Below are 20,632 nucleotides of genomic sequence, written 5' to 3' on the forward strand. Positions count from 1 at the left end.
AAGAGCGGTTGAGTCTATCAACCCTCGCGCAACACTGTCAGTGGGCTCGCATTCAGCGCCCGACGTGTGCCGAACACGCCGGCACCGCCAATCAGCACTGCGCCAATCAAAGGCAGCACCAGCAACCACGGATGCGGATGCCACGGCAGGTCGAAGGCGTAGCGATACAGCACCAGACTCACCACTTCCGAACCGATTGCCGCGAGCAGACCGCTGACCGCGCCGAGCAGGCCGAACTCGATGCGCCTTGCCTTGATCAGCAACTGTCGTTCCGCGCCCAGTGCACGCAGCAAGGCACCCTGGCGAATGCGTTCATCCAGCGTCGCTTGCAAGCCTGAGAACAGCACGGCCATTCCCGCCGCCAACACGAACAACAAAACATATTCCACGGCCAGGGTGACCTGAGCGAGGATGCTGCGCAGTTGTTCCAGCAATGCTTCGACCTGCAGGATGGTGACGGCCGGGAAGGTTCGCGACAGCTCGACGATCTGCTGATCATGACCCGGTGCCAGATAGAAACTGGTCAGGTAGGTCGCCGGCAGATCCTTCAATGTGCCTGGCTGGAAGATCATGAAGAAGTTCGGCTGGAAGTTGTCCCAGTTGATCTCGCGCAGGCTGCTGACCTTCGCTTCGCGATTGACCCCACCGACGCTGAACACCATGTGATCGCCGAGTTTGAGCTTGAGGCTTTCGGCGACCTTACCTTCCACCGAGACACCGGGAACATCGTCGGTCGGTTGATCCTTCCACCATTCACCTGCGGTGAGCTTGTTGCCCGCCGGCAAGTCCGCCGCCCAGGTCAGGCTCAGGTCACGTTGAATCGCCCGGTCTCCGGCCGAGTCCTTGCTGACGATTTGCTGCACCGGATCGCCATTGATGCTGATCAGCCGCCCGGGCACGACCGGATAGAGCGGCGCCGCTTGCGCAGAGACATTGACCAGATGATCGGCAAAGGCCTGTTTGTCTGCCGGCAGGATGTTCAGGGCGAAGTAGTTCGGTGCATTTTTCGGCAACTGGTTTTGCCAGGTGTCGAGCAGTTCACCGCGCAGCAAAGCGATCAGGGCCATCGACAGCAGAATCAAACCGAATGCCAACGACTGACCGGCCGCTGCCAAGGGATGGCGTAGCAACTGGCCCAAGCCCAGGCGCCACGGCAGAGAAGCGCGGGCGAGCATCCGCCGCAGGCTTTGCAGCAACAACAACAGCAATCCGCCCAAGACCAACGCAGCCACCACGCCACCACCGAGCAGGGCAAAGGTCAGCAGTAGATCCAGGCTCAGGCGCCACATGATCAGGCCAAGCGCACCCAAAGCTGCGCCGTAAACCATCCAGGTACTCGACGGGATGGGCAACATGTCCCGGCGCAGCACACGCAACGGCGGCACGCGGCCCAGCGCAGCCAGCGGCGGCAAGGCGAAACCGGCCAATGCCACCAGTCCGGTGCCAATACCGGCGATAGCCGGAAACAGGCCGCCCGGAGGAACGTCACTTGGCAGCAGATCATGCAGCAGGGCGAACAGGCCCAATTGCGCCAGCCAGCCAAGCAACGCGCCGCTGAGGGCGGCGAACAGGCCGAGCACCGTCAGTTGAATACTGAACAGCAGCATGGTTTCCCGGCGTGACAACCCGAGGCAGCGCAACAAGGCACTGGCATCGAAACGCCGGCTGGCGAAACGGTTCGCTGACAACGCCACGGCCACGCCGGCCAGCAGCACGGCGACCAGACTGGCCATGTTCAGATAACGCTCGGCTTTGCCCAGCGCACCGCCAATCTGCCGGTTGCCGTCGCGGGCATCCTGAATCCGCTGGTTGGCCGCAAGCCCCGGTTTGATCAGTTGCCGATAGGTTTCCAGCGCCTGCGGTTCGCCGCGCCACAGTTCGCGGTAACTTACGCGGCTGCCGGGTTGCACGACGCCGGTTGCGGCGAGGTCGTCGAGGTTGATCATGACCCGAGGCGTCAGGCTATAGAAGTTGCCGGCGCGATCCGGTTCGTAGGTCAGCACGCGGGTCAGCTTCAGCGTCTTCATGCCAACGTCGATACTGTCGCCGATCTTCAGGTCCAGCGCCGTCAACAGACGCGCCTCGACCCAGGCTTCGCCCGGTTGCGGTTCGCCGCCAATATCTTCGGTTGCGAAGGGCGCTGGAGCACTTTTCAGTTCGCCACGCAAAGGATACGCGCGGTCGACGGCCTTGATGCTCGACAGCTGAATGCCGTTGTCGGTGGCGATAACACTGGAGAACTCCACCACTTGCGCATGGTTGAGGCGTAATTCGGTGCCGCTCTTGATTTGTTCCTCGCGCGCCGGTGAACTGCCTTCGAGCACCAGATCGGCACCGAGAAACTCGGTGGCGCGCAGGGTCATGGCGCCGTTGAGGCGAGCACCGAAATAACCGATGGCGGTACTCGCCGCCACCGCCACCACCAACGCGAAGAACAACACGCGCAATTCACCGGCGCGGGCATCGCGCATGAGTTGGCGTATGGCGAGACTGAACAGACGCAACAGCGGCAAACGTGCCATCAAGGCTCCAGAGGGGCGACCAACAGCCCGGCTTCAAGGCGGATCAGGCGCCGGCAGCGATGGGCCAGGCGTTCGTCGTGGGTCACCAGCACCAGGGTGGTGCCGCGTTCCTTGTTCAATTCGAAGAGCAAATCGCTGATGCGCTCACCGGTATGGCTGTCGAGGTTGCCGGTCGGCTCGTCAGCGAACAGCACGTCAGGCTCGGCGGCAAACGCGCGCGCTATCGCCACGCGCTGCTGTTCACCACCCGAGAGCTGGCGCGGCGAATGTGTCAGGCGCTGGCCGAGGCCAACGCGCTGGAGTAATTCGGTCGCCCGTTCACGGGCGTCTTTGCGGCCATCGAGTTCCAGCGGCAGCATGACGTTTTCCAGCGCATTGAGACTGTCGAGCAACTGGAACGACTGAAAGACAAAACCGACGTGTTCGGCGCGGATGCGGGCGCGCTGGTCTTCGTCGAGATTGCTCAGGCCCTGGCCGGCGAGGATGACTTCGCCACTGCTCGGCAAGTCGAGGCCGGCGAGCAAGCCGAGGAGGGTGGATTTGCCGGAACCGGACGCGCCGACGATGGCCAGGCTGTCGCCCTTGTTCAGTTCCAGGCTGAGTTCGTGCAGGATAGTCAGTTCACCTTCCGCGCTGGGAACCACTTTGCTGAGGTTCTTCGCGGTGAGAATGCTTGCGCCCATGGAGAATCCGATGCGTGTGTGGTTTTTGAGTGCTGGCCTGGCCTTGATGTGCATGGCCCAGAACGCAGCGGCGGGTACTGTCCTGATCGTTGGCGATAGTATCAGCGCCGGTTTCGGACTGGATACCCGTTTGGGGTGGGTGTCGTTGCTCGAGCAACGGCTCAAACAGGAGGGTTTCGACGATAAAGTGGTCAATGCCTCCATCAGCGGCGACACCAGTGCCGGAGGCCAGGCGCGCCTGCCGGCGCTGCTTGCAGAGCATAAGCCGGAACTGGTGATCCTCGAACTTGGCGGCAACGATGGCCTGCGCGGAATGCCGCCAATTCAATTGCAACAAAATCTTGCCTCGATGATCGACAGCTCCCGCCAGAGCGGTGCCAAGGTGCTGTTGCTCGGCATGCAGTTGCCGCCCAATTACGGCAAGCGCTACACCGACGCTTTCGCCGAGGTCTACGGCAAACTCGCGGACGATAAAAAGATCCCGCTGGTACCGTTTTTCCTCGACGGCGTCGGCGGTCATCCGGACTTGATGCAGGCCGATGGTCTGCACCCGGCAGCCGGGGCTCAGGGCAAGTTGCTGGAAAATGTCTGGCCGACGCTAAAACCGCTGTTATGAGGCTTTTCTAAGGGCAGGCTTTCGGCTAATGTGGCGCCCCCTTATTTGGAGCCCCCGATGTCGCGTTCTGCCTGGTCCCTGTTTGCCTACCAACTGATCGAGCCTGACGAGCAGCTGGATCTGTTCGCCTGCCAGGAAGTGCGGGTGCATCTGGTGACCCGGCAACTCGAACTCGGTGGCTCGGCCGATCGCACCCTGTGCGGCAGTCTGCTGCCAGCTCAACCGCGCTGGTCGAGCGTGGATCGCCGGGTGTTTCAGGATCAGCGACTGTGCTCGCTGTGCCGGGCGATTCTGGAATCGCAGAAGCGCGGCACATCGCCGATCTGGCCGGAATTGCGTTTCGAGCTTTAAGGTCAAAAGATCGCAGCCTGCGGCAGCTCCTGCAAGGAAGGGCGTACACCTGTAGGAGCTGCCGCAGGCTGCGATCTCTTCAAGGCCTGACGCGGTCCATCGGGCTGTCTCCCCCAATATTCAAAGCGCGGTGTACAATCGCGCTCTTATACCCTTGTTGATCATGCGAAGGATTTTCCGGATGTTGCCGCGCTTTCCTGCCGTCACCCGCTGCCTGTCACTTGCCGCCCTGTGTGTGGCCGGTCCCGTTGCTGCATTGGAGTTTCCCCTGCCACCACCTGGTGAGGACATCATCGGCCAGGTGCAGGTGATCAAAGCCAAGTACGAAGACACCTTTGCCGATCTGGGCACGAAGTACGATCTGGGTTACTCGGAAATGGTCGCGGCCAACCCGGGCGTCGATGCCTGGTTGCCGGGCGCGGGTACAGAAATCGTCTTGCCGACCCGTTTCATTCTGCCGCCGGGCCCGCGCGAAGGCATTGTGATCAACCTCGCCGAGTACCGCCTCTACTATTTCCCGAAGGGCAAGAACGTGGTTTACACGTTCCCGCTGGGTATCGGACGTGAGGGCTGGGGTTCGCCGATTGCGCATACCTCGATCACCGCCAAGACGCCAAACCCGACCTGGACGCCTCCTGCGTCGATCAAGGCTGAACACGCCGCTGACGGTGATCCGCTGCCGAACGTGGTGCCGGCCGGCCCTGACAACCCACTGGGGCCGTTCAAGTTCACCCTTGGCACGCCAGGCTACCTGATCCACGGTTCGAACAAGAAATTCGGTATCGGCATGCGTACCAGTCACGGCTGCTTCCGCATGTTCAATAACAACGTGCTGGAAATGGCCGGCATGGTCCCGGTCGGGACTTCGGTGCGCATCCTCAACGATGCGTACAAGTTCGGCAGCAGTGGCGGTAAGGTTTATCTGGAAGCGCACACGCCGATCGACGACAAGGGCAACCCCTCGGTGGTCGACAAACACACAGCGGTGATCAACGCGATGCTCAAGCGTGAAGACGTCACCAGCAACCTGCGTGTGAACTGGGACGTGGTGCGTGATGTGGTCGCGGCCGAAGATGGCCTGCCAACGGAAATCGGCACGCCGAATACTTCGGCACCGATTGTTGCCAATACACCGATCGACCTGCAGCAGTAAGTCGTACCCCGGAACCCGTCGATGCGTGAAGCGTCGGCGGGTTTTTTATTGCCTGAACAAAAACGATGGGCAATAAAAAAGCCGACCCGATAAATCGGGTCGGCTCGATAACAATCCCGAGGGATTATTACTTGCGGCTAGCTTTGTCCAGCATGCGCAGAGCACGCTCGTTAGCTTCGTCAGCAGTCTGTTGTGCTTTTTGAGCAGCAGCCAGAGCTTCATCAGCTTTACGGTAAGCTGCGTCTTCAGTAGCGGTCAGACGTGCTTCGGTTTCTTTCGATGCGCTGCTGCAACCGGTAGCCAGAACTGCGGCCAGAGCCAGAGCAGAGAATTTCAGAACGTTGTTCATCGTGTTCCCCTTCAAGGACTTTCAAATTAAGTGGCTGTCTCCTCACGATTGAGGAAATAGCCGGCGTACATACTACCCATTACTTGTAGTAAGTAAACTGACGTAGCGCAAGAAGCAAAAAAAATTGTAGTTGCTGATTCTTTTTCGAGCAACTTTTAACCTGGTTGTTTAAAAAACACCCAGCTACAAGTCCCGCGCAGAGCGAGCTAATGAGAAAAAGTTCCCGTTGTCATGTGCTGTTTTTGCAGTCTTGGCTAAAGTCTGTCTAAATGAATTCGTCCATACTTTTGTTCCGATTTTGCGTGCTGCTTCGCTTATCTTTTGTCCATGTTGAGGTGACTTTAAAAAAGGCTGCACGTCTTAAGTCTCAACATCCGGCAATGTTCAGGTGAGCGGCCCGGGAAGATCTTCTCCCACGCCACCCCTGCGTCCATCGGAGCAACCCCCGTCAACCGGCTTGATGACGAGCGCACCTTGAGCATTTTTGCCAATGATGCCTACTATTTATCAGGTGCTCGGTTGCGCGAGATCGGTGTGGCTCTTCTCGGTGTCCATCAGGCACGGGGTGGCGTAGTTGTTCCTTCGCCGGAAAAACATCGGTAAGGTAGGGGTCAGAATTCAAGACCCGCGAGGAGTAGTGATGAGCGAGGCGTTGTCCATCCACCATGACCAGGCTGGTCATCAGTTCGAGACCAATGTGGACGGTCATCGTGCCTACCTGACCTATATGGATCTGGGAAAACAGACCCTGGATATCTATCGCACGTTTGTGCCCAACGCCCTGCGTGGCCGTGGCATTGCTGCTGCGCTGACCGAAAGCGCGCTGCAATACGCCGAAGAAATGGGCTACACGGTGATTCCGTCGTGCTCCTACGTCGAGCGCTACATGGAGCGTCACCAGCGCCGCGCCGCCAAGATCTGAACCGCAGACACAAAAAAACGCCGGGCAATGCCCGGCGTTTTTTTATGCCTGTAGAACGCGTATCAGCTGCGCTGGCGTTTCGGCAGAACATCCTTGAGCTTGGCGTGCATGCTGCGCAGGGTGTTCTCGGTGGCAGACCAGTCGATGCAGGCATCGGTGATCGACACGCCGTATTGCAGGTCGGCGAGGTCTTTCGGAATTGCCTGGCAACCCCAGTTCAGATGACTCTCGACCATCAGGCCGATGATCGACTGGTTGCCTTCGAGGATCTGGTTGGCGACGTTCTCCATCACCAGCGGTTGCAGGGCCGGGTCCTTGTTGGAGTTGGCGTGGCTGCAATCGACCATGATGTTCGGCTTGATCTTCGCCTTGTTCAGCGCCTGCTCACACAGGGCAACGCTGACCGAATCGTAGTTCGGCTTGCCGTTACCACCGCGCAACACCACGTGACCGTAGGCGTTGCCTTTGGTGGTGACGATCGACACGCCACCTTCCTGGTTGATACCGAGGAAGCGGTGTGGGCTGGACACTGACTGCAAGGCGTTGATCGCCACGGTCAGGCCGCCGTCGGTGCCGTTCTTGAAGCCGACGGCCGAGGACAGGCCGGAAGCCATTTCACGGTGGGTCTGCGATTCGGTGGTACGCGCGCCGATGGCCGACCAGCTGATCAGGTCCTGCAGATACTGCGGGGAGATCGGGTCGAGGGCTTCGGTGGCGGTTGGCAGGCCTTTTTCGGCCAGATCCAGCAGCAACTGACGACCGATGTGCAGACCGTCCTGGATCTTGAACGAGTCGTCCAGGTACGGATCGTTGATCAGGCCTTTCCAGCCAACGGTGGTCCGTGGCTTCTCGAAATACACGCGCATGACCAGATACAGGGTGTCGGAGACTTCCTCCGCCAGCACCTTGAGGCGATCGGCGTATTCGTGGGCAGCCTTGATGTCGTGGATCGAGCACGGGCCGATCACTACGAACAGACGGTGGTCGGTGCCATCAAGAATGTTGCGAATGACTTCGCGGCCCTTGGTGACGGTGCGCAGGGCAGCGTCGCTCAGAGGGATATCACGCTTGAGCTGATCGGGAGTGATCAGGGTCTCGTTAGAGGCGACGTTTAGGTCGTTGATCGGTAAATCAGCCATCGTTTACTCGTCAGGTCACGGGTGCCGGCCGCCAGCGATCCCCGCGCGGCGGAGCACAGCAGATTTAAGCGCGTCGGGGAGCGGAACCTTAGCGCGTAAAGCGCCTGCTCGACAATGGGCAAAAGGTGCTTTAGTCCAGCGCTGGCTGCGCAAAAGCCTTGCGCACGCTGTCGTGGGAGAACTCGTCGGCGTGTTGCTCGACCCATTGCAGGGCCACCGCCTGAATTTCTTGCAGGTCATCATGGGTGTCGTGCATGCGGCAGTAGCGCTCGATCTGACACACCTGCTCACCCATTCGCGCGCTGAACAGCGTCTGCTCATCGGTAAACGCGATGCCCACCAGATAGCCTTTTTTGCGGCGCAGGCACCACGCGACATAGCCCGGATAACAGATGTCGGCATTCAGTGTCGGCATACGCACTTGCAGCGCCGTGCCATGGCGCCAGGCACGGTGGTAATTGCAAGCGATGCCGCCGAGGCTGATAGTGTGCAGCTGTTGCCTGGAAATACACTCAGGCTTGAGCAAGGTTAATTCAACCGGCACCTCGTCCGGATGAGGTATGAAACGTCCCATGAGCACAGACTCCCTGTGTCGGTCATTTGACATTGTTTCCCCCAGTATAGTGGTCGAATCCGAACTGACCGATTTCGACGCCGATCAACGGCTATTGGCGATGAGCGGCGTTTCGCTGGTGATTTTCACCAGTGTCGGCTGCGCCAGTTGCCGTTATGCCCGCGAGGTGTTGCCGGGACTCGATCTGGCCATCGATCAGTTGTGCTGGATCGATGCCGGCGACAACGGCGGGTTGGTCGAGCGTTATCAGGTCTTTCATTTGCCGGCGCTGTTTGTCGTGCGCGACGGCGAATTCTTTGGGGCATTGCATACACGCCTGACGGCCGATGCACTCAACGAGGCATTGGCGCAGGCACTGGGTCGAATTGCAGAGGAGTTGCCATGATGGGGGCAGTGAATAAACCGGGCTTTGATAAACCGAAAGTGGGGATCATTGGCACCGGCGCGATTGGTGGTTTCTACGGTGTGATGCTGGCGCGTGCCGGCTTCGATGTGCACTTTCTGTTGCGCAGCGAGTTTTCGGCGGTGGCTGAACGCGGTTTGCAGGTGAACAGCGCGGTGCATGGCCCGCTGACATTGAATCCGGTGCAGGCCTATTCGGCGGCCGAGGATATGCCCAAGTGCGACTGGCTGTTGGTCGGGGCGAAAACCACCAGCAATGCCGGTCTCGCGCCTTCTATCATTCAAGCGGCCAAACCCGATGCGAAAGTGCTGGTGCTGCAAAACGGCCTCGACGTCGAAGACAGCTTGCGTGAATTGCTTCCCGATTCCCTGCATCTGCTGGGCGGCCTGTGCCTGATCTGCGTGCATCGCGAAGGGCCAGGGCAAGTCATCCATCAAGCCTTGGGCGCGGTGAACGTCGGTTATCACAGTGGTCCATCCAGCAATGACGCCGCCTGTATGGCGATTGTCGAGGAGGGTTCCGGGATGTTCCGCGCTGCCGGGATCGATTCCCAGGCGATGCCCAATCTGCAACAGGCGCGCTGGCAGAAACTGGTGTGGAATATTCCTTATAACGGGCTTTCGGTTCTGCTCGGCGCCAGCACCACACCGCTGATGGCCGATGCCGACAGTCGCGCGTTGATTCAGGCGTTGATGGCTGAAGTGGTGCAGGGTGCCAAGGCCTGTGGCCATGAGGTGCCGCCGGGATACGCCGACTATCTGTTCATGATGACCGAGAAAATGCCCGACTACTGGCCGAGCATGTACCACGACTTTTTACATAAACGCCCGCTGGAGCTGGAAGCGATCTACGCTCGGCCGTTGGCAGCGGCGAAAGCGGCAGGCTGTGAGTTGCCGCGCATCGAAGCGTTGTATCGCAATTTAAGTTTTATCGACCGGCGCAACGTTTAAGCCGGTTGCTTGGGGGGAAAGCATGGCCAAAAACATCGATGACAAACTGGTGCTGGCGATTTCGTCGCGCGCGCTGTTCGACCTGAGCGAGAGCCACAAGGTCTATCTGTCGAGCGGCGTCGAAGCCTACCGGCAATATCAGATCGAGCACGAAGACGAAATCCTTGCGCCCGGCGATGCCTTCCCGCTGGTGGAAAAACTCCTGAGCCTCAACAGTCGCCTCGGGCGGGCGCGGGTCGAGGTGATTCTGGTCTCGCGCAACAGCGCCGACACCGGGCTGCGTGTGTTCAACTCGATTCACCACTACGGCCTGGCGATTTCCCGCGCGGCGTTCGTTGGCGGGCGCAGTCCGTATCCTTATTTGAAGGCGTTTGGTTGCGACCTGTTTCTTTCCACCCATGCGGAAGATGTGCGCGCGGCGCTGGACGCCGGGTTCGCGGCGGCAACGATTTTGTCCGGTGGTGCCAGCCGTGCCGCGAGTGATGAATTGCGCATCGCCTTCGACGGTGACGCGGTGATTTTTTCCGATGAGTCGGAGCGCGTCTATCAGTCCGGCGGGCTCGAAGCGTTCCAGGCCAAGGAGCGCGAAGCGGCCCGCGAGCCTTTGCGTGGCGGCCCCTTCAAAGGCTTTCTGGCGGCGCTCAATCTGTTGCAGCGCGAATTCCCCGACGACGATTGCCCGATCCGCACGGCGCTGGTCACCGCGCGCTCGGCCCCGGCTCATGAACGGGTGATCCGCACGTTGCGCGAATGGGACATTCGTCTCGACGAGTCGTTATTTCTCGGTGGCCTGACCAAATCGGCGTTTCTCGAAGCGTTCGCCGCCGACGTCTTCTTCGATGATCAGGCCGGCCATTGCGAGCTGGCTCGCGAAGTCGTTGCCACTGGCCACGTGCCGCATGGCATCAGCAACGAACCGTCGATCTAAACCCCTGTGGTTCAAGACGTTGCGCCGCACGTCGTACTCGCCAAGGCACTGCTAAGCTGAATCAAATCTCCGCCATGTTGGCACGCGAGGAGGTCATATGATTCGTTCGATGCTGTATGCCACTGACCTCGGTCTGTACGCACCGTTAGTGATGCAGCATGCCTTGGCATTGGCGCGAACATTCAATGCCGATTTATACGTGGTGCACGCGGTAGAGCCGATGGGGCTGTTTGCCGAGTCGGTGTTGCAGAGCTATCTCGACGAGCAGGCATTGAACGAATTTCACAGCCAGGGTCTGAAAACCGTCATCGCCAATATCGAACAGCGGGTGCTGGAAAGCTTTCGTGAAGAACTGGGGGAAGAGGGCGAACAAGACCTGCAGCGCATTCGCGCAGTGCGCGTGCTGCAGGGCGATCCGTCGCAGGTGATTCTCGACCAGGTGCAGAAACTCTCTGTCGATTTGCTGATCGTAGGAAGTCACAGCCACGGGGTGGGTGCGGAAACGCCATTGGGGCGCACGGCGGCCCGGGTCCTGCAATTGGCCAAGGTGCCGGTTTATCTGGTGCCGCTGGTGGAGCGTCGGCGCCGGGAGGATCGCTGAGGCAGGAATAATGGCACTATGATAAAAAAGTTCTAGATTTATTCTTCAAACCATTAATATAGTTATATACCGTCGCTGATGCCCGTGGCGTATACCTGCTTTGAGGGATTCATATGAAGCTTCAACAATTGCGCTACATCTGGGAAGTGGCGCACCACGACCTCAACGTTTCCGCTACAGCCCAAAGCCTTTACACCTCGCAACCGGGCATCAGTAAACAAATCCGTCTGCTCGAAGACGAACTCGGCGTTGAAGTCTTTGCCCGCAGTGGCAAGCACCTGACCCGCGTCACCCCGGCCGGCGAGCGCATCATCACCACAGCCGGTGAGATCCTGCGCAAGGTAGAAAGCATCAAGCAGATCGCCCAGGAATTCTCCAACGAGAAAAAAGGCACCCTGTCGATCGCCACCACGCACACCCAGGCGCGTTATGCCCTGCCGCCGGTGATCAGCAATTTCATCAAGCAATACCCGGACGTGGCGCTGCACATGCACCAGGGTTCGCCGATGCAGATCGCCGAAATGGCCGCTGACGGCACCGTCGATTTCGCCATCGCTACCGAAGCGCTGGAGCTGTTCGGCGATCTGGTGATGATGCCGTGCTACCGCTGGAACCGTTGCGTAGTCGTGCCGCAGGGCCACCCGCTGACCAAGCTGCCGAAGCTGACCCTTGAAGCTCTGGCCGAATACCCGATCGTGACTTACGTGTTCGGTTTCACCGGCCGTTCGAAACTCGACGAAGCTTTCAGCCATCGCGGCCTGACGCCGAAAGTGGTGTTCACCGCCGCCGACGCCGACGTGATCAAAACCTATGTGCGTCTGGGTCTGGGTGTGGGCATCGTCGCTAAAATGGCGGTCGACACCAAACTCGACAACGATCTGGTGGTGCTGGATGCCAGCGAACTGTTCGAGTCGAGCATCACCAAGATCGGTTTCCGTCGCGGCACCTTCCTGCGGGGTTTCATGTGCGACTTCATCGAGAAGTTCGCCCCGCACCTGACCCGCGAAGTCATGGCCAAAGCGATTCAGTGCCACAACAAGCAAGAGCTGGAAGAACTGTTCGACGGCGTCGAACTGCCGGTTCACTGATCAGTTGTTTCAGAGCACCTCGGTGACAGCGAACTGTTGCCGGGTGCCCGCCACCAGAATCTCCACCTCATCGCCTTCGAACTTGCCCAGCAGGCTTTTGCCCAGCGGCGAGCGCGGGGTGATGACGGTAATCGGCTGACCGACCACGTCGACTTTCAGACCCGCCGCGTCCGGCGCCAGAAACAGCCATTGTTCGCGACCCTTTTCGTCCTCCAGACCAAGCAGGGCGCCGATTTCGATACCGCGATTTTCATCGTAGGCGCGTAGCGTCAGGTTCTGACACAGCGCCAGTGACTGACGAATTTCCTCAACCCGTTTCGCCTGACCCGCCGCCAGATACGACGCCTCAAGCCCCAGTGTGTCGTACTTGTTTTCGGCGATGTTTTCTTCGTGGGTCGCGGTTTCGTAAGCGGTTTGCGCAGCGCGTTCGGCAACGTCGAGGTCGATGCGCAGTTTGTCGAGAATCAGTTGGTGGACGATGTGCTTGTTCATGATCAATCGCAGAATTGCAAAACGTTGGCGCGGCTTTTTTCGCTCGGGGCGGTCTGGTCCTGTTGCAACCAGAACTGGCATTTTGGGTTGGACTGATTTCGCGAGCTGCTGCGCGCTTGATCGAGTCGAGCCTGCTGTTCGTTCTTGCGCAGGTTTTCTTCGTACTGGTCGAACAATGGGCTCTGCGCTGGAATATCCGGCTGCACCTGCACGGCCGCCGGTGGCTTGGCCAGTTCCTGCACCGCCTGCGCGACCGGTGCCAATTGTTCGCTGAACAGAAAACGCGACAGCAGCCAGCAGGTCAGCGCGATGGCGAGAAAACCCAGCCACATGCCCAAGGCAATGCTGCCGGTCAGATGCAGCGCGCTAAGCTGTACAGGCAATGGGCGGCGCGGATTGGGACGATAGGGCATGGCTGCCTCCTGGCGGATGATTACGGGCAAGTGGCGATTGTCGCACGAAGATTAATACTCGTCGGCTCTTCTGCACGAGGTCATTTATGCGGACAATCGCTGCTTTTGCCAACGGGAGTCTTGAATGCCGGAAGTGAACACCCGCTGGGATATTTTTTGCACCGTAGTCGACAACTATGGCGATATCGGCGTGACCTGGCGTCTGGCCCGGCAATTGGTCGCCGAGCACTCTTTGGCGGTGCGCCTGTGGGTCGATGACCTGCGTGCGTTCGAACGGATCTGCCCGGACATTGACGTCAACGCCGCGCAGCAATGGCAGCAGGGCGTCGAGGTGCGCCTTTGGCCGAGTGAGTGGGCACAGACTGACGCGGCGGATGTGGTCATCGCCGCGTTCGCCTGTCAGTTGCCCAGTGATTACATGGACGCGATGGCCGAACGCGAAAAGCCGCCGTTGTGGATGAACCTCGACTACCTCAGCGCCGAGGACTGGGTCTTTGGCTGTCATGGTCTGCCATCGGTGAAATACAAATCGGTGCAGAAAATCTTCTTTTTCCCCGGCTTCCAGCCCGGTACTGGCGGCTTGCTGCGTGAGCGTGGATTGCTTGAGCAGCGTCAGCAGTTTCAGCAGGATCCCGAGGCGCAGCGACAATTCCTGCAGGGCCTGGGCATTGATCGCGCGCCTGAGGCGCAGCTGATTTCGTTATTTGCCTACGAGAATGCCGGGCTGGCCAGTTGGCTGGACGTATTGGCAGCGGACGCCACGCCAACCCATCTACTGGTGCCGGAAGGGCGAATTCTTGGCGATGTTGCGCGCTGGCTCGGGGTTGAAACCCTGACGGTCGGTGCGATCCATGTGCGGCAGTCATTGACCGTGCAGGTCCTGCCGTTCGTCCGACAGGATCAATATGATCACCTGCTGTGGTGCTGCGATTTCAACGCCGTGCGCGGCGAGGATTCGTTCGTTCGCGCGCAATGGGCGGGGCGGCCGATGCTCTGGCACATCTATCAGCAGGACGAAGACATCCACCTGGACAAACTCGACGCGTTTCTTGCGCTGTACACGAAAGGTCTGTCGCCGGCCGCTACTGAGGCGATGAACGGTCTTTGGCGAGCCTGGAGTGCCGGGCAGCCGATCGGTGATCACTGGCTGGCGAGCCGCAAACACTGGCCCGAACTGCAGGAAAATGCCGAAAAATGGTGTCTGGAACAAGGCTTGCAGGCCGATCTTGCCGCAGCGCTGGTACAGTTTTACCTAAATTGGATATGATACGCGGCCTAGATTTTTGTAAATCCCATCCAAATTCGGATATTCGCAATGAAAACTGGTAAAGAACTGAAACCCGGTACCGTGATCCGTCTCGAGAACGATCCTTGGCTGGTTCAGAAAGCTGAATTCACCAAGTCGGGCCGTAACAGCGCGATCATGAAGACCAAGCTGAAAAACCTGCTGACCGGTTACAAGACCGAGATCGTTTACAGCGCTGACGACAAACTGGACGACGTAATCCTCGACCGCAAAGAAGCGACCCTGTCCTTCATCAGCGGCGACACCTACACGTTCATGGACACCACTGACTACACCATGTACGAGCTGAACGCTGAAGACATCGAAGCTGTTCTGCCTTTCGTTGAAGAAGGCATGACCGATGTTTGCGAAGCGATCTTCTTCGAAGAGCGTCTGGTTTCCGTAGAGCTGCCGACCACCATCGTACGTGTAGTTGACTACACCGAAGGTTCGGCCCGCGGCGATACTTCCGGCAAAGTCATGAAGCCAGCCAAGCTGGCCAACGGTACCGAGCTGCAGGTTGCTGACTTCATCGAAATCGGTGACAAGATCGAAATCGACACCCGCGAAGGCGGTTCCTACAAAGGCCGTGCCAAATAAGCACTGCTTTTCGCGGAAAGAAAAAGCCCGACCATCGAGTCGGGCTTTTTTGTGCCTGGGTTTTGTGCTCCACACCTATTCCCTGTGGGAGCGAGCCTGCTCGCGAATGCGTTCTGTCAGCCAGCACATCACCGGATGACACTCCGCTTTCGCGAGCAGGCTCGCTCCCACAATGGGATTGTGGTTACTTCAGGTGTTCCTTGAGTTCTTCAGATGCCTGCAACATCGCCGAACGCACTGCTGGCACCTGACTGACCACGTTGAGCAAACCGTAATCGTGAATCATGCCGTTGTACCGCACTGACGTCACCGGCACTCCGGCCTCGTCCAGTTTGCGTGCGTAGGCTTCGCCTTCATCACGCAAGACATCGGCGCCGGCGGTCTGCACCAGCGCGGGCGGCAGGCCCTTCAGTTGTGCGGTGGTGGCCCGCAGTGGCGAGGCGTAGATCTCGCTGCGCTGTTTGGCGTCGGTGGTGTAGTTGTCCCAGAACCACTTCATCATGTTGCGCGTGAGGAAGTGTCCTTCGGCGTACTGGTTGTAGGAACCGGTATCGAAATTGGCATCCGTCACCGGCCATAGCAGCACCTGGAATTTAATCGCCGGCGTGCCCTTGTCTTTGGCCATCAGTGCAACCACGGCCGCCATGTTGCCGCCGACGCTGTTGCCCGCCACGGCCAGACGCTTGCCGTCGACATTGATCTCTTTACCGTGCTCTGCGACCCACTTCGTTGCGGCGTAGGCCTGGTTGATCGCCACCGGGTAATGCGCTTCCGGCGATGGCGTGTAATTGACGAACACCGCCACCGCTCCAGAACCGACCACCAGATCCCGCACCAGCCGCTCGTGCGTCGGGAAGTCGCCCAGCACCCAGCCGCCGCCATGGAAGAACATGAACACTGGCAGCTCGCCCTTGACCCCGGCCGGCCGGACGATGGTCAGGCTCAACGGTTGGCCATCGACCTGGATGGTTTTCTCGCTGACGTCCGCTTTGGGCAGCGTCAACTTGACCCCGGACTGCGCGCCGACCAGCACGGCGCGGGCATCTTTGGGCGTCAGCTGTTCCATCGGTTTGCCGGTGCCGGCATTCAGCACATCGAGGAATGCCTGAGTGTTGTGTTCGACATCACCGGCAAATGCACTGTGGATGGACAGGGCGAGAAGGGTACCGGTCAAGACTTTGCTGAAAGTGTGCATGTTCATTTCCTGTTCGGGCCTGGGCTATCAGCAGTTAAACGGTGACGTGCAGACGCACATCGACGTTGCCGCGGGTGGCGTTGGAGTACGGGCAGACCTGGTGAGCAGCGTCGACCAGCGCTTGTGCGTCGGCTTGTTCCAGGCCAGGCAGGCTGATGTGCAGGTCGATGTCCAGACCGAAGCCACCGGGGATCTGGCCGATACCGACGTGGGCGGTGATCGAGGCATCGTCAGGGATTTTGCGTTTGCTCTGGCTGGCGACGAATTTCAGTGCGCCGATGAAGCAGGCCGAGTAGCCGGCAGCGAACAGTTGCTCTGGGTTGGTCGCCGCGCCGCCGGCACCGCCGAGCTCTTTCGGGGTGGCAAGTTTGACGTCGAGAATATTGTCGCTGGAGATCGCACGACCATCACGGCCGCCAGTGGAGGTTGCGATTGCGGTGTAGAGAGTTTGCATGGTGTGAGCCTCATTGGGTGTGGTTGTGTGCGCTAATTGTTTGCGCGCTAAGTAAGTGCGAGATAAATGTATCTCGCTAATATTTTGCGCGCAAGATAAATTTTGAAAAAAGCTGCACTTCGACGAAGCGGCGGGTATGAGAGGGTGGCTGTAAGGCTCGAGTTAGAGCGGATTGCGCGGTAGATCAGGTGGTGAAAATATTTTCTTGTCGATGAAATCAATGTGGGAGCGAGCCTGCTCGCGAATGCGGTGTATCAGTCACCATTCATATCGACTGACACTACGCATTCGCGAGCAGGCTCGCTCCCACAGGGACTGTGTGGAAGTCAGATCAGGCTTTCTTGCAAGTGACCGCGCAGTGCCTGCAATTCCGCTTGCAGCTTCTGCAGGCGTTCCAGGGTGAAGCCGCTGGCGCCGAGGATGCATTGCGGAATGGTCTGCGCCTTGTCACGCAGCGCGCGGCCTTGCTCGGTCAACTCGACAATCACCACCCGCTCATCATCTCGACTGCGCGTGCGGCTGAGTAACCCTTCGCCTTCCAGGCGTTTGAGCAGTGGAGTCAGCGAACCGGGGTCGGTCAGCAACCGTGTGCTGATCTCTCCGACCGTCAAACCATCCTTTTCCCACAACACCATCATTGCCAGGTACTGCGGATAGGTCAGATTCAACGCTTGCAGCAGTGGCTTGTAGACCTTGGTCATCATCAGTGAAGTGGAATGCAGGGCGAAGCAGGCCTGGTTATCCAGTAGCAGTTCTTCGCAAAGGTCGGGGGTATTGCGCTCGGATTTCATAACAAAGCCTTGATCGGTGATGGTCATGAATCTAGCGCCCGAATGTTTAATGCGCTAGATAATTCTCCAGCCTCAGTGGCGGCCCAAATCTCGCTGTAGCGCCAGATCCCAGGGCGGCACCGGGCTGAAGCGGCTTTTCAGATACTCCAGCAACAAGCGACTACGCGAATTCGTCTGCTGTTCCATGCGCAACGCGTAAATGCCGGTGGACTCCGGATTGGGTAACCCACTTTCGCAAAACAAAGGCAGCAATTCGCCGCGTAACAGGTATTCACTGGCCAGCCAGGTCGGTAGATGGGCAATGCCCAATCCGGCCAAGGCGCCACAGACCAATGCTTCGGCGTTGTTGGCGCTCATGCGGATTCGCCCCGGGCGGTGCAGTTGCATCTGGCCGTCCTGTTCAAAGCGCCAGGCGAAGGGCGGTGCGAGGCCGTCCCAGTCGAGGCCGTCATGCTCGCTCAGTTGCGCCGGCCTGCCGGGCACACCACGGCGTTTGAGGTAGTCAGGGCTGGCGCAGGCAATACGCACCATGCTCGCCAATGGTGTGGCCACCAATCGGGTATCAGCCATTTGCCCTGCGCGCAGGACCAGATCGACTTTGCCAAGATTGGAACCGGCCATATCAACGAAGCTGTCGATCAAGTGCAATTGCACGTCCAGGCCCGGATACAGAACGAGAAAGTCAGCGATTACGGGTGCCAGATGCCGTCGCCCGAAGGCTGCCGGGGCATCGATGCGAATCAGGCCCTCTGGCGCACTGCTTAGCGACACCGCTTCAGCTCGGGCCAGTTGCAATTCGGCGACGATCCGCCGGGCCCGTTCGGCAAACGCGAGACCGGCCGGCGTGGCGAGTACGGCGTGAGTGCTGCGAATGAACAACTGGCTGCCGACCGCGCTTTCCAGGCTGTCGATACGCCGCGCGACCGCCGAAGGTGTCAGCGGATGACGACGCGAAGCGGCGGAAAAACTGCCACTTTCCAATACATCGAGAAATAGCCCAAGTTGCTCGGTCAATTGATTGGGATTCATGGTCAGCGAACGCCTGTGCGAAATCGGCATAGCCATTGTGCGTTGCTATGCGTTTCCACGCCAGCCGCGACTGCGTAGGATGATTCGCCTGACGTGAGAGGAATTCGGCTGTGATGGAGTTTTTGTTGTACCTGCTGTTCGGCGCGGCGCTTGGCACACTGGGTGGCATCTTCGGCATCGGCGGCGGCTTGATCGCCATTCCGTTGCTGGGCGTGTGGTTCGGCCTGGATCAACAGATCGCCCAAGGCACGGCGCTGGTCATGGTCGTGCCTAACGTGATGCTGGCGCTGTGGCGGTATCACCAGCGCAATCGCATCGAGTTGCGTCACGCACTGCCGCTGGCGGTGATGGGGTTCTGCTTTGCCTGGATCGGTTCGATCTGGGCGGTCGGCATTGACGCGCAAACCATGCGCGTCGGTTTTGTCGCGTTCCTTGTCGTTTTGTCGGCTTACAACCTGTTGAAGATGTTCGGTCGCCAACCCGCAGCAACGTCAGAGATGCGTTATTCATGGCCGTGGCTGGGTGTTCTCGGGGCTGCATCAGGAACCATGGGCGGTCTGTTCGGTGTCGGCGGGGCAGTGGTGGCGACGCCCGTGCTGACCAGCCTGTTCGGCACCACGCAGGTGGTCGCGCAAGGCTTGTCGCTGGCGCTGGCGCTGCCAAGTACCGGCGTGACCTTGGTGACTTACGCGGTGCATCAGGAAGTGGACTGGATAATCGGCCTGCCGCTGGCCCTAGGTGGTCTGGCGAGCATCAGTTGGGGGGTGAAAGTCGCCCACGCCATGCCGGAAAAATACCTGCGCGGGCTGTTCTGCGGTTTTCTGGTGCTGTGCGCGGTGATGCTCGCGTTTAAAGTTTGAAGCCTTCGACGATGTGCTCGGCCAGGCACTCGGTGATCGGCGAAGGGTTGTTAAGGTTGCGGATCAGCATGATGCTGGCTTCCGGCAACAGCGGCAGTTCTTCCTCGGCTCCGAGAATGCGCATGTCCGGGGTAATCAGACTCTCCAGTTGCGCGGTGATCGCCAGACCCGCGCTGACCACGGCCATCAGCGCCGATAGGCTGGTGCTGTTGTAAGCGATGCGGTAATCGCGGCCCATCGCATCCAGCGCATTGCACGCCCACAAGCGGCAGAAGCAATCACTGTTGAACATCGCCAGCGGCAGCGGTGTTTGTTCGTGGGCGCTGAAATTCTGCGCCTCGGCCCAGACAAAACGCTCCTTGCGCAACAACTGGCCGATCTCGTTACCCGGTTCGCGGGTGACGATCGACAAGTCGAGATCGGTACGCTGCAGCAATTGTTTAGTCGACTCGCAATGCACTTCGATCTGGATCAGCGGATAGAACTGCGCAAACCGCGACAGGATCCCCGGCAGAAAACGCATCACGTAATCATCCGGCGTGCCGATGCGCACGGTGCCGACCATGTGCGGCTCGCGCAAGGTGTTGAACACTTCACTGTGCAGCTTGAGGATGCGCCGCGCGTAACCGAGCAACACCTGACCTTCGGCGGTCAGGCGCACCTGGCGTCCGTCGCGCTCGAACAACTGACGCTGCAACACGTCTTCTTCCAGGCGCTTCATCTGCATGCTCACCGCCGATTGCGTGCGGTTGACCATTTCGCCAGCGCGGGTGAAACCGCCCTGATCAGCGATGGCGACAAAGGTGCGCAGGACATCGGTATCGATACTGGGGTAGGCCGACAATTGATGAATCTCCGTGATGCATGCCATCAGAAACATTCGTTGGATTGATCTTAGCGCCAGGCAGAGACTTGATCCATCCACAAGGAGGGCAACACGATGAAAGGTCAAAGAGAGTATGTAGACGAAGCAAAATTTTCCGGCCACGGCCATATCGTTTCCGATTTGCTGCACAAGTTTAGCCGCTGGTACGAACTGCACCGTGAACGCGAGTTGCTCGCCAGTCTGAGTGATGAAGCGTTGAAGGACATCGGCGTCAGTCGTGCCGACGTTGAACACGAAGCCGTGCGGCCGTTCTGGGATGACCCGATGCATAAATGACCCACTGCATAAATGATGAGCAAAGCGCTACACAAACCAACTTCCAGTGAGGTAGGTTGCGAGCAGACAAGG

Annotated in this window: 25 protein-coding genes; 13 read left to right on the forward strand and 12 right to left on the reverse strand. The window is 59.2% G+C overall.

The annotated features are described in order from the left end of the window. Positions 1 to 17 precede the first annotated feature (17 nt). Both ACIPIZ_RS11125 and ACIPIZ_RS11130 read right to left on the reverse strand, forming a co-directional pair. Positions 18 to 2,522: an ABC transporter permease gene (locus tag ACIPIZ_RS11125; RefSeq protein ID WP_253482425.1), complete on the reverse strand. Its 2,505-nt coding sequence runs from the start codon at positions 2,520 to 2,522 to the stop codon at positions 18 to 20. Beyond that, positions 2,522 to 3,205, reverse strand: a complete 684-nt coding sequence (locus ACIPIZ_RS11130) for an ABC transporter ATP-binding protein (RefSeq protein WP_007908572.1) — start codon at positions 3,203 to 3,205, stop codon at positions 2,522 to 2,524. Before ACIPIZ_RS11130 ends, ACIPIZ_RS11125 begins: the two co-directional genes overlap by 1 nt. Positions 3,206 to 3,215: 10 nt before the next feature. On the opposite strand from ACIPIZ_RS11130, the gene ACIPIZ_RS11135 reads away from it, so the two are divergent. From ACIPIZ_RS11135 to ACIPIZ_RS11145, 3 genes are all read left to right on the forward strand, one after another. Next, complete coding sequence (locus ACIPIZ_RS11135; protein ID WP_064391404.1) at positions 3,216 to 3,821, forward strand: arylesterase; 606 nt, start codon at positions 3,216 to 3,218, stop codon at positions 3,819 to 3,821. Between the two features lie 57 nt (positions 3,822 to 3,878). Beyond that, on the forward strand, positions 3,879 to 4,172 hold the full coding sequence (locus tag ACIPIZ_RS11140; protein ID WP_007908575.1) for a hypothetical protein: 294 nt from the start codon (positions 3,879 to 3,881) through the stop codon (positions 4,170 to 4,172). A gap of 181 nt (positions 4,173 to 4,353) precedes the next feature. Continuing rightward, positions 4,354 to 5,325, forward strand: coding sequence for a L,D-transpeptidase family protein (locus ACIPIZ_RS11145; RefSeq protein ID WP_105705224.1), 972 nt, complete (start codon positions 4,354 to 4,356; stop codon positions 5,323 to 5,325). A gap of 127 nt (positions 5,326 to 5,452) precedes the next feature. On the opposite strand, the gene ACIPIZ_RS11150 is transcribed toward ACIPIZ_RS11145, so the two are convergent. Beyond that, complete coding sequence (locus ACIPIZ_RS11150; protein WP_401165325.1) at positions 5,453 to 5,674, reverse strand: alanine-zipper protein; 222 nt, start codon at positions 5,672 to 5,674, stop codon at positions 5,453 to 5,455. A 640-nt stretch (positions 5,675 to 6,314) separates the two neighbouring features. On the opposite strand from ACIPIZ_RS11150, the gene ACIPIZ_RS11155 reads away from it, so the two are divergent. Further along, positions 6,315 to 6,596, forward strand: coding sequence for a GNAT family N-acetyltransferase (locus ACIPIZ_RS11155; protein WP_003226804.1), 282 nt, complete (start codon positions 6,315 to 6,317; stop codon positions 6,594 to 6,596). 62 nt (positions 6,597 to 6,658) lie between these two features. On the opposite strand, the gene ACIPIZ_RS11160 is transcribed toward ACIPIZ_RS11155, so the two are convergent. Both ACIPIZ_RS11160 and ACIPIZ_RS11165 read right to left on the reverse strand, forming a co-directional pair. After that, complete coding sequence (locus ACIPIZ_RS11160; protein WP_003226802.1) at positions 6,659 to 7,735, reverse strand: 3-deoxy-7-phosphoheptulonate synthase; 1,077 nt, start codon at positions 7,733 to 7,735, stop codon at positions 6,659 to 6,661. A gap of 130 nt (positions 7,736 to 7,865) precedes the next feature. Beyond that, entirely contained in the window at positions 7,866 to 8,309 is a 444-nt protein-coding gene (locus ACIPIZ_RS11165) for a PilZ domain-containing protein (RefSeq protein WP_007908584.1), read from the reverse strand. On the opposite strand from ACIPIZ_RS11165, the gene ACIPIZ_RS11170 reads away from it, so the two are divergent. The 5 genes from ACIPIZ_RS11170 (at position 8,308) to cysB (ending at position 12,279) form a co-directional block, all read left to right on the forward strand. Next, the gene (locus ACIPIZ_RS11170) at positions 8,308 to 8,694 is read left to right on the forward strand and encodes a co-chaperone YbbN (protein ID WP_105705223.1); all 387 of its coding nucleotides are present in this window, start codon (positions 8,308 to 8,310) and stop codon (positions 8,692 to 8,694) included. The two genes, ACIPIZ_RS11165 and ACIPIZ_RS11170, sit on opposite strands and share 2 nt — an antisense overlap. Continuing rightward, the gene (locus ACIPIZ_RS11175) at positions 8,691 to 9,662 is read left to right on the forward strand and encodes a putative 2-dehydropantoate 2-reductase (protein ID WP_401165328.1); all 972 of its coding nucleotides are present in this window, start codon (positions 8,691 to 8,693) and stop codon (positions 9,660 to 9,662) included. The genes ACIPIZ_RS11170 and ACIPIZ_RS11175 overlap by 4 nt, the downstream gene beginning before the upstream one ends. A gap of 22 nt (positions 9,663 to 9,684) precedes the next feature. Continuing rightward, entirely contained in the window at positions 9,685 to 10,590 is a 906-nt protein-coding gene (locus tag ACIPIZ_RS11180) for a 5'-nucleotidase (protein ID WP_064391400.1), read from the forward strand. Between the two features lie 97 nt (positions 10,591 to 10,687). Continuing rightward, complete coding sequence (locus ACIPIZ_RS11185) at positions 10,688 to 11,191, forward strand: universal stress protein (protein ID WP_064391399.1); 504 nt, start codon at positions 10,688 to 10,690, stop codon at positions 11,189 to 11,191. Between the two features lie 113 nt (positions 11,192 to 11,304). Further along, positions 11,305 to 12,279, forward strand: coding sequence for an HTH-type transcriptional regulator CysB (cysB, locus tag ACIPIZ_RS11190; RefSeq protein WP_007908591.1), 975 nt, complete (start codon positions 11,305 to 11,307; stop codon positions 12,277 to 12,279). 9 nt (positions 12,280 to 12,288) lie between these two features. Here the strand turns inward: cysB and ACIPIZ_RS11195 are convergent, their stop codons facing one another. Together ACIPIZ_RS11195 and ACIPIZ_RS11200 are read right to left on the reverse strand one after the other, a co-directional pair. After that, positions 12,289 to 12,771: a GreA/GreB family elongation factor gene (locus ACIPIZ_RS11195; protein ID WP_105705221.1), complete on the reverse strand. Its 483-nt coding sequence runs from the start codon at positions 12,769 to 12,771 to the stop codon at positions 12,289 to 12,291. Positions 12,772 to 12,773: 2 nt separating this feature from the next. Further along, positions 12,774 to 13,184, reverse strand: coding sequence for a hypothetical protein (locus ACIPIZ_RS11200; protein ID WP_105705220.1), 411 nt, complete (start codon positions 13,182 to 13,184; stop codon positions 12,774 to 12,776). A gap of 124 nt (positions 13,185 to 13,308) precedes the next feature. Between ACIPIZ_RS11200 and earP the strand changes: the two genes are divergently transcribed. Then, positions 13,309 to 14,451 (forward strand): elongation factor P maturation arginine rhamnosyltransferase EarP, encoded by a 1,143-nt coding sequence (earP, locus tag ACIPIZ_RS11205; protein WP_064391396.1) that lies wholly within the window; start codon positions 13,309 to 13,311, stop codon positions 14,449 to 14,451. Between the two features lie 48 nt (positions 14,452 to 14,499). Beyond that, positions 14,500 to 15,069, forward strand: a complete 570-nt coding sequence (locus ACIPIZ_RS11210; RefSeq protein WP_007908599.1) for an elongation factor P — start codon at positions 14,500 to 14,502, stop codon at positions 15,067 to 15,069. Positions 15,070 to 15,253: 184 nt separating this feature from the next. Here the strand turns inward: ACIPIZ_RS11210 and ACIPIZ_RS11215 are convergent, their stop codons facing one another. The 4 genes from ACIPIZ_RS11215 to ACIPIZ_RS11230 form a co-directional block, all read right to left on the reverse strand. Beyond that, positions 15,254 to 16,264, reverse strand: a complete 1,011-nt coding sequence (locus ACIPIZ_RS11215; RefSeq protein ID WP_401165331.1) for an alpha/beta hydrolase fold domain-containing protein — start codon at positions 16,262 to 16,264, stop codon at positions 15,254 to 15,256. 34 nt (positions 16,265 to 16,298) lie between these two features. Continuing rightward, positions 16,299 to 16,718 (reverse strand): organic hydroperoxide resistance protein, encoded by a 420-nt coding sequence (locus ACIPIZ_RS11220; RefSeq protein ID WP_064391394.1) that lies wholly within the window; start codon positions 16,716 to 16,718, stop codon positions 16,299 to 16,301. Between the two features lie 326 nt (positions 16,719 to 17,044). Then, the gene (locus tag ACIPIZ_RS11225; protein WP_401165407.1) at positions 17,045 to 17,509 is read right to left on the reverse strand and encodes a MarR family winged helix-turn-helix transcriptional regulator; all 465 of its coding nucleotides are present in this window, start codon (positions 17,507 to 17,509) and stop codon (positions 17,045 to 17,047) included. Between the two features lie 72 nt (positions 17,510 to 17,581). Further along, complete coding sequence (locus tag ACIPIZ_RS11230; protein ID WP_064391671.1) at positions 17,582 to 18,538, reverse strand: LysR family transcriptional regulator; 957 nt, start codon at positions 18,536 to 18,538, stop codon at positions 17,582 to 17,584. Between the two features lie 110 nt (positions 18,539 to 18,648). On the opposite strand from ACIPIZ_RS11230, the gene ACIPIZ_RS11235 reads away from it, so the two are divergent. Beyond that, on the forward strand, positions 18,649 to 19,398 hold the full coding sequence (locus tag ACIPIZ_RS11235; RefSeq protein ID WP_177431006.1) for a sulfite exporter TauE/SafE family protein: 750 nt from the start codon (positions 18,649 to 18,651) through the stop codon (positions 19,396 to 19,398). On the opposite strand, the gene ACIPIZ_RS11240 is transcribed toward ACIPIZ_RS11235, so the two are convergent. Then, positions 19,388 to 20,242 (reverse strand): LysR substrate-binding domain-containing protein, encoded by an 855-nt coding sequence (locus tag ACIPIZ_RS11240; protein WP_177330971.1) that lies wholly within the window; start codon positions 20,240 to 20,242, stop codon positions 19,388 to 19,390. The two genes, ACIPIZ_RS11235 and ACIPIZ_RS11240, sit on opposite strands and share 11 nt — an antisense overlap. A gap of 96 nt (positions 20,243 to 20,338) precedes the next feature. Between ACIPIZ_RS11240 and ACIPIZ_RS11245 the strand changes: the two genes are divergently transcribed. Further along, entirely contained in the window at positions 20,339 to 20,560 is a 222-nt protein-coding gene (locus tag ACIPIZ_RS11245) for a DUF1127 domain-containing protein (RefSeq protein WP_016985493.1), read from the forward strand. Positions 20,561 to 20,632: the final 72 nt, after the last annotated feature.

This window comes from Pseudomonas sp. NPDC087690 (assembly GCF_044743175.1).
Taxonomy (GTDB): domain Bacteria; phylum Pseudomonadota; class Gammaproteobacteria; order Pseudomonadales; family Pseudomonadaceae; genus Aquipseudomonas.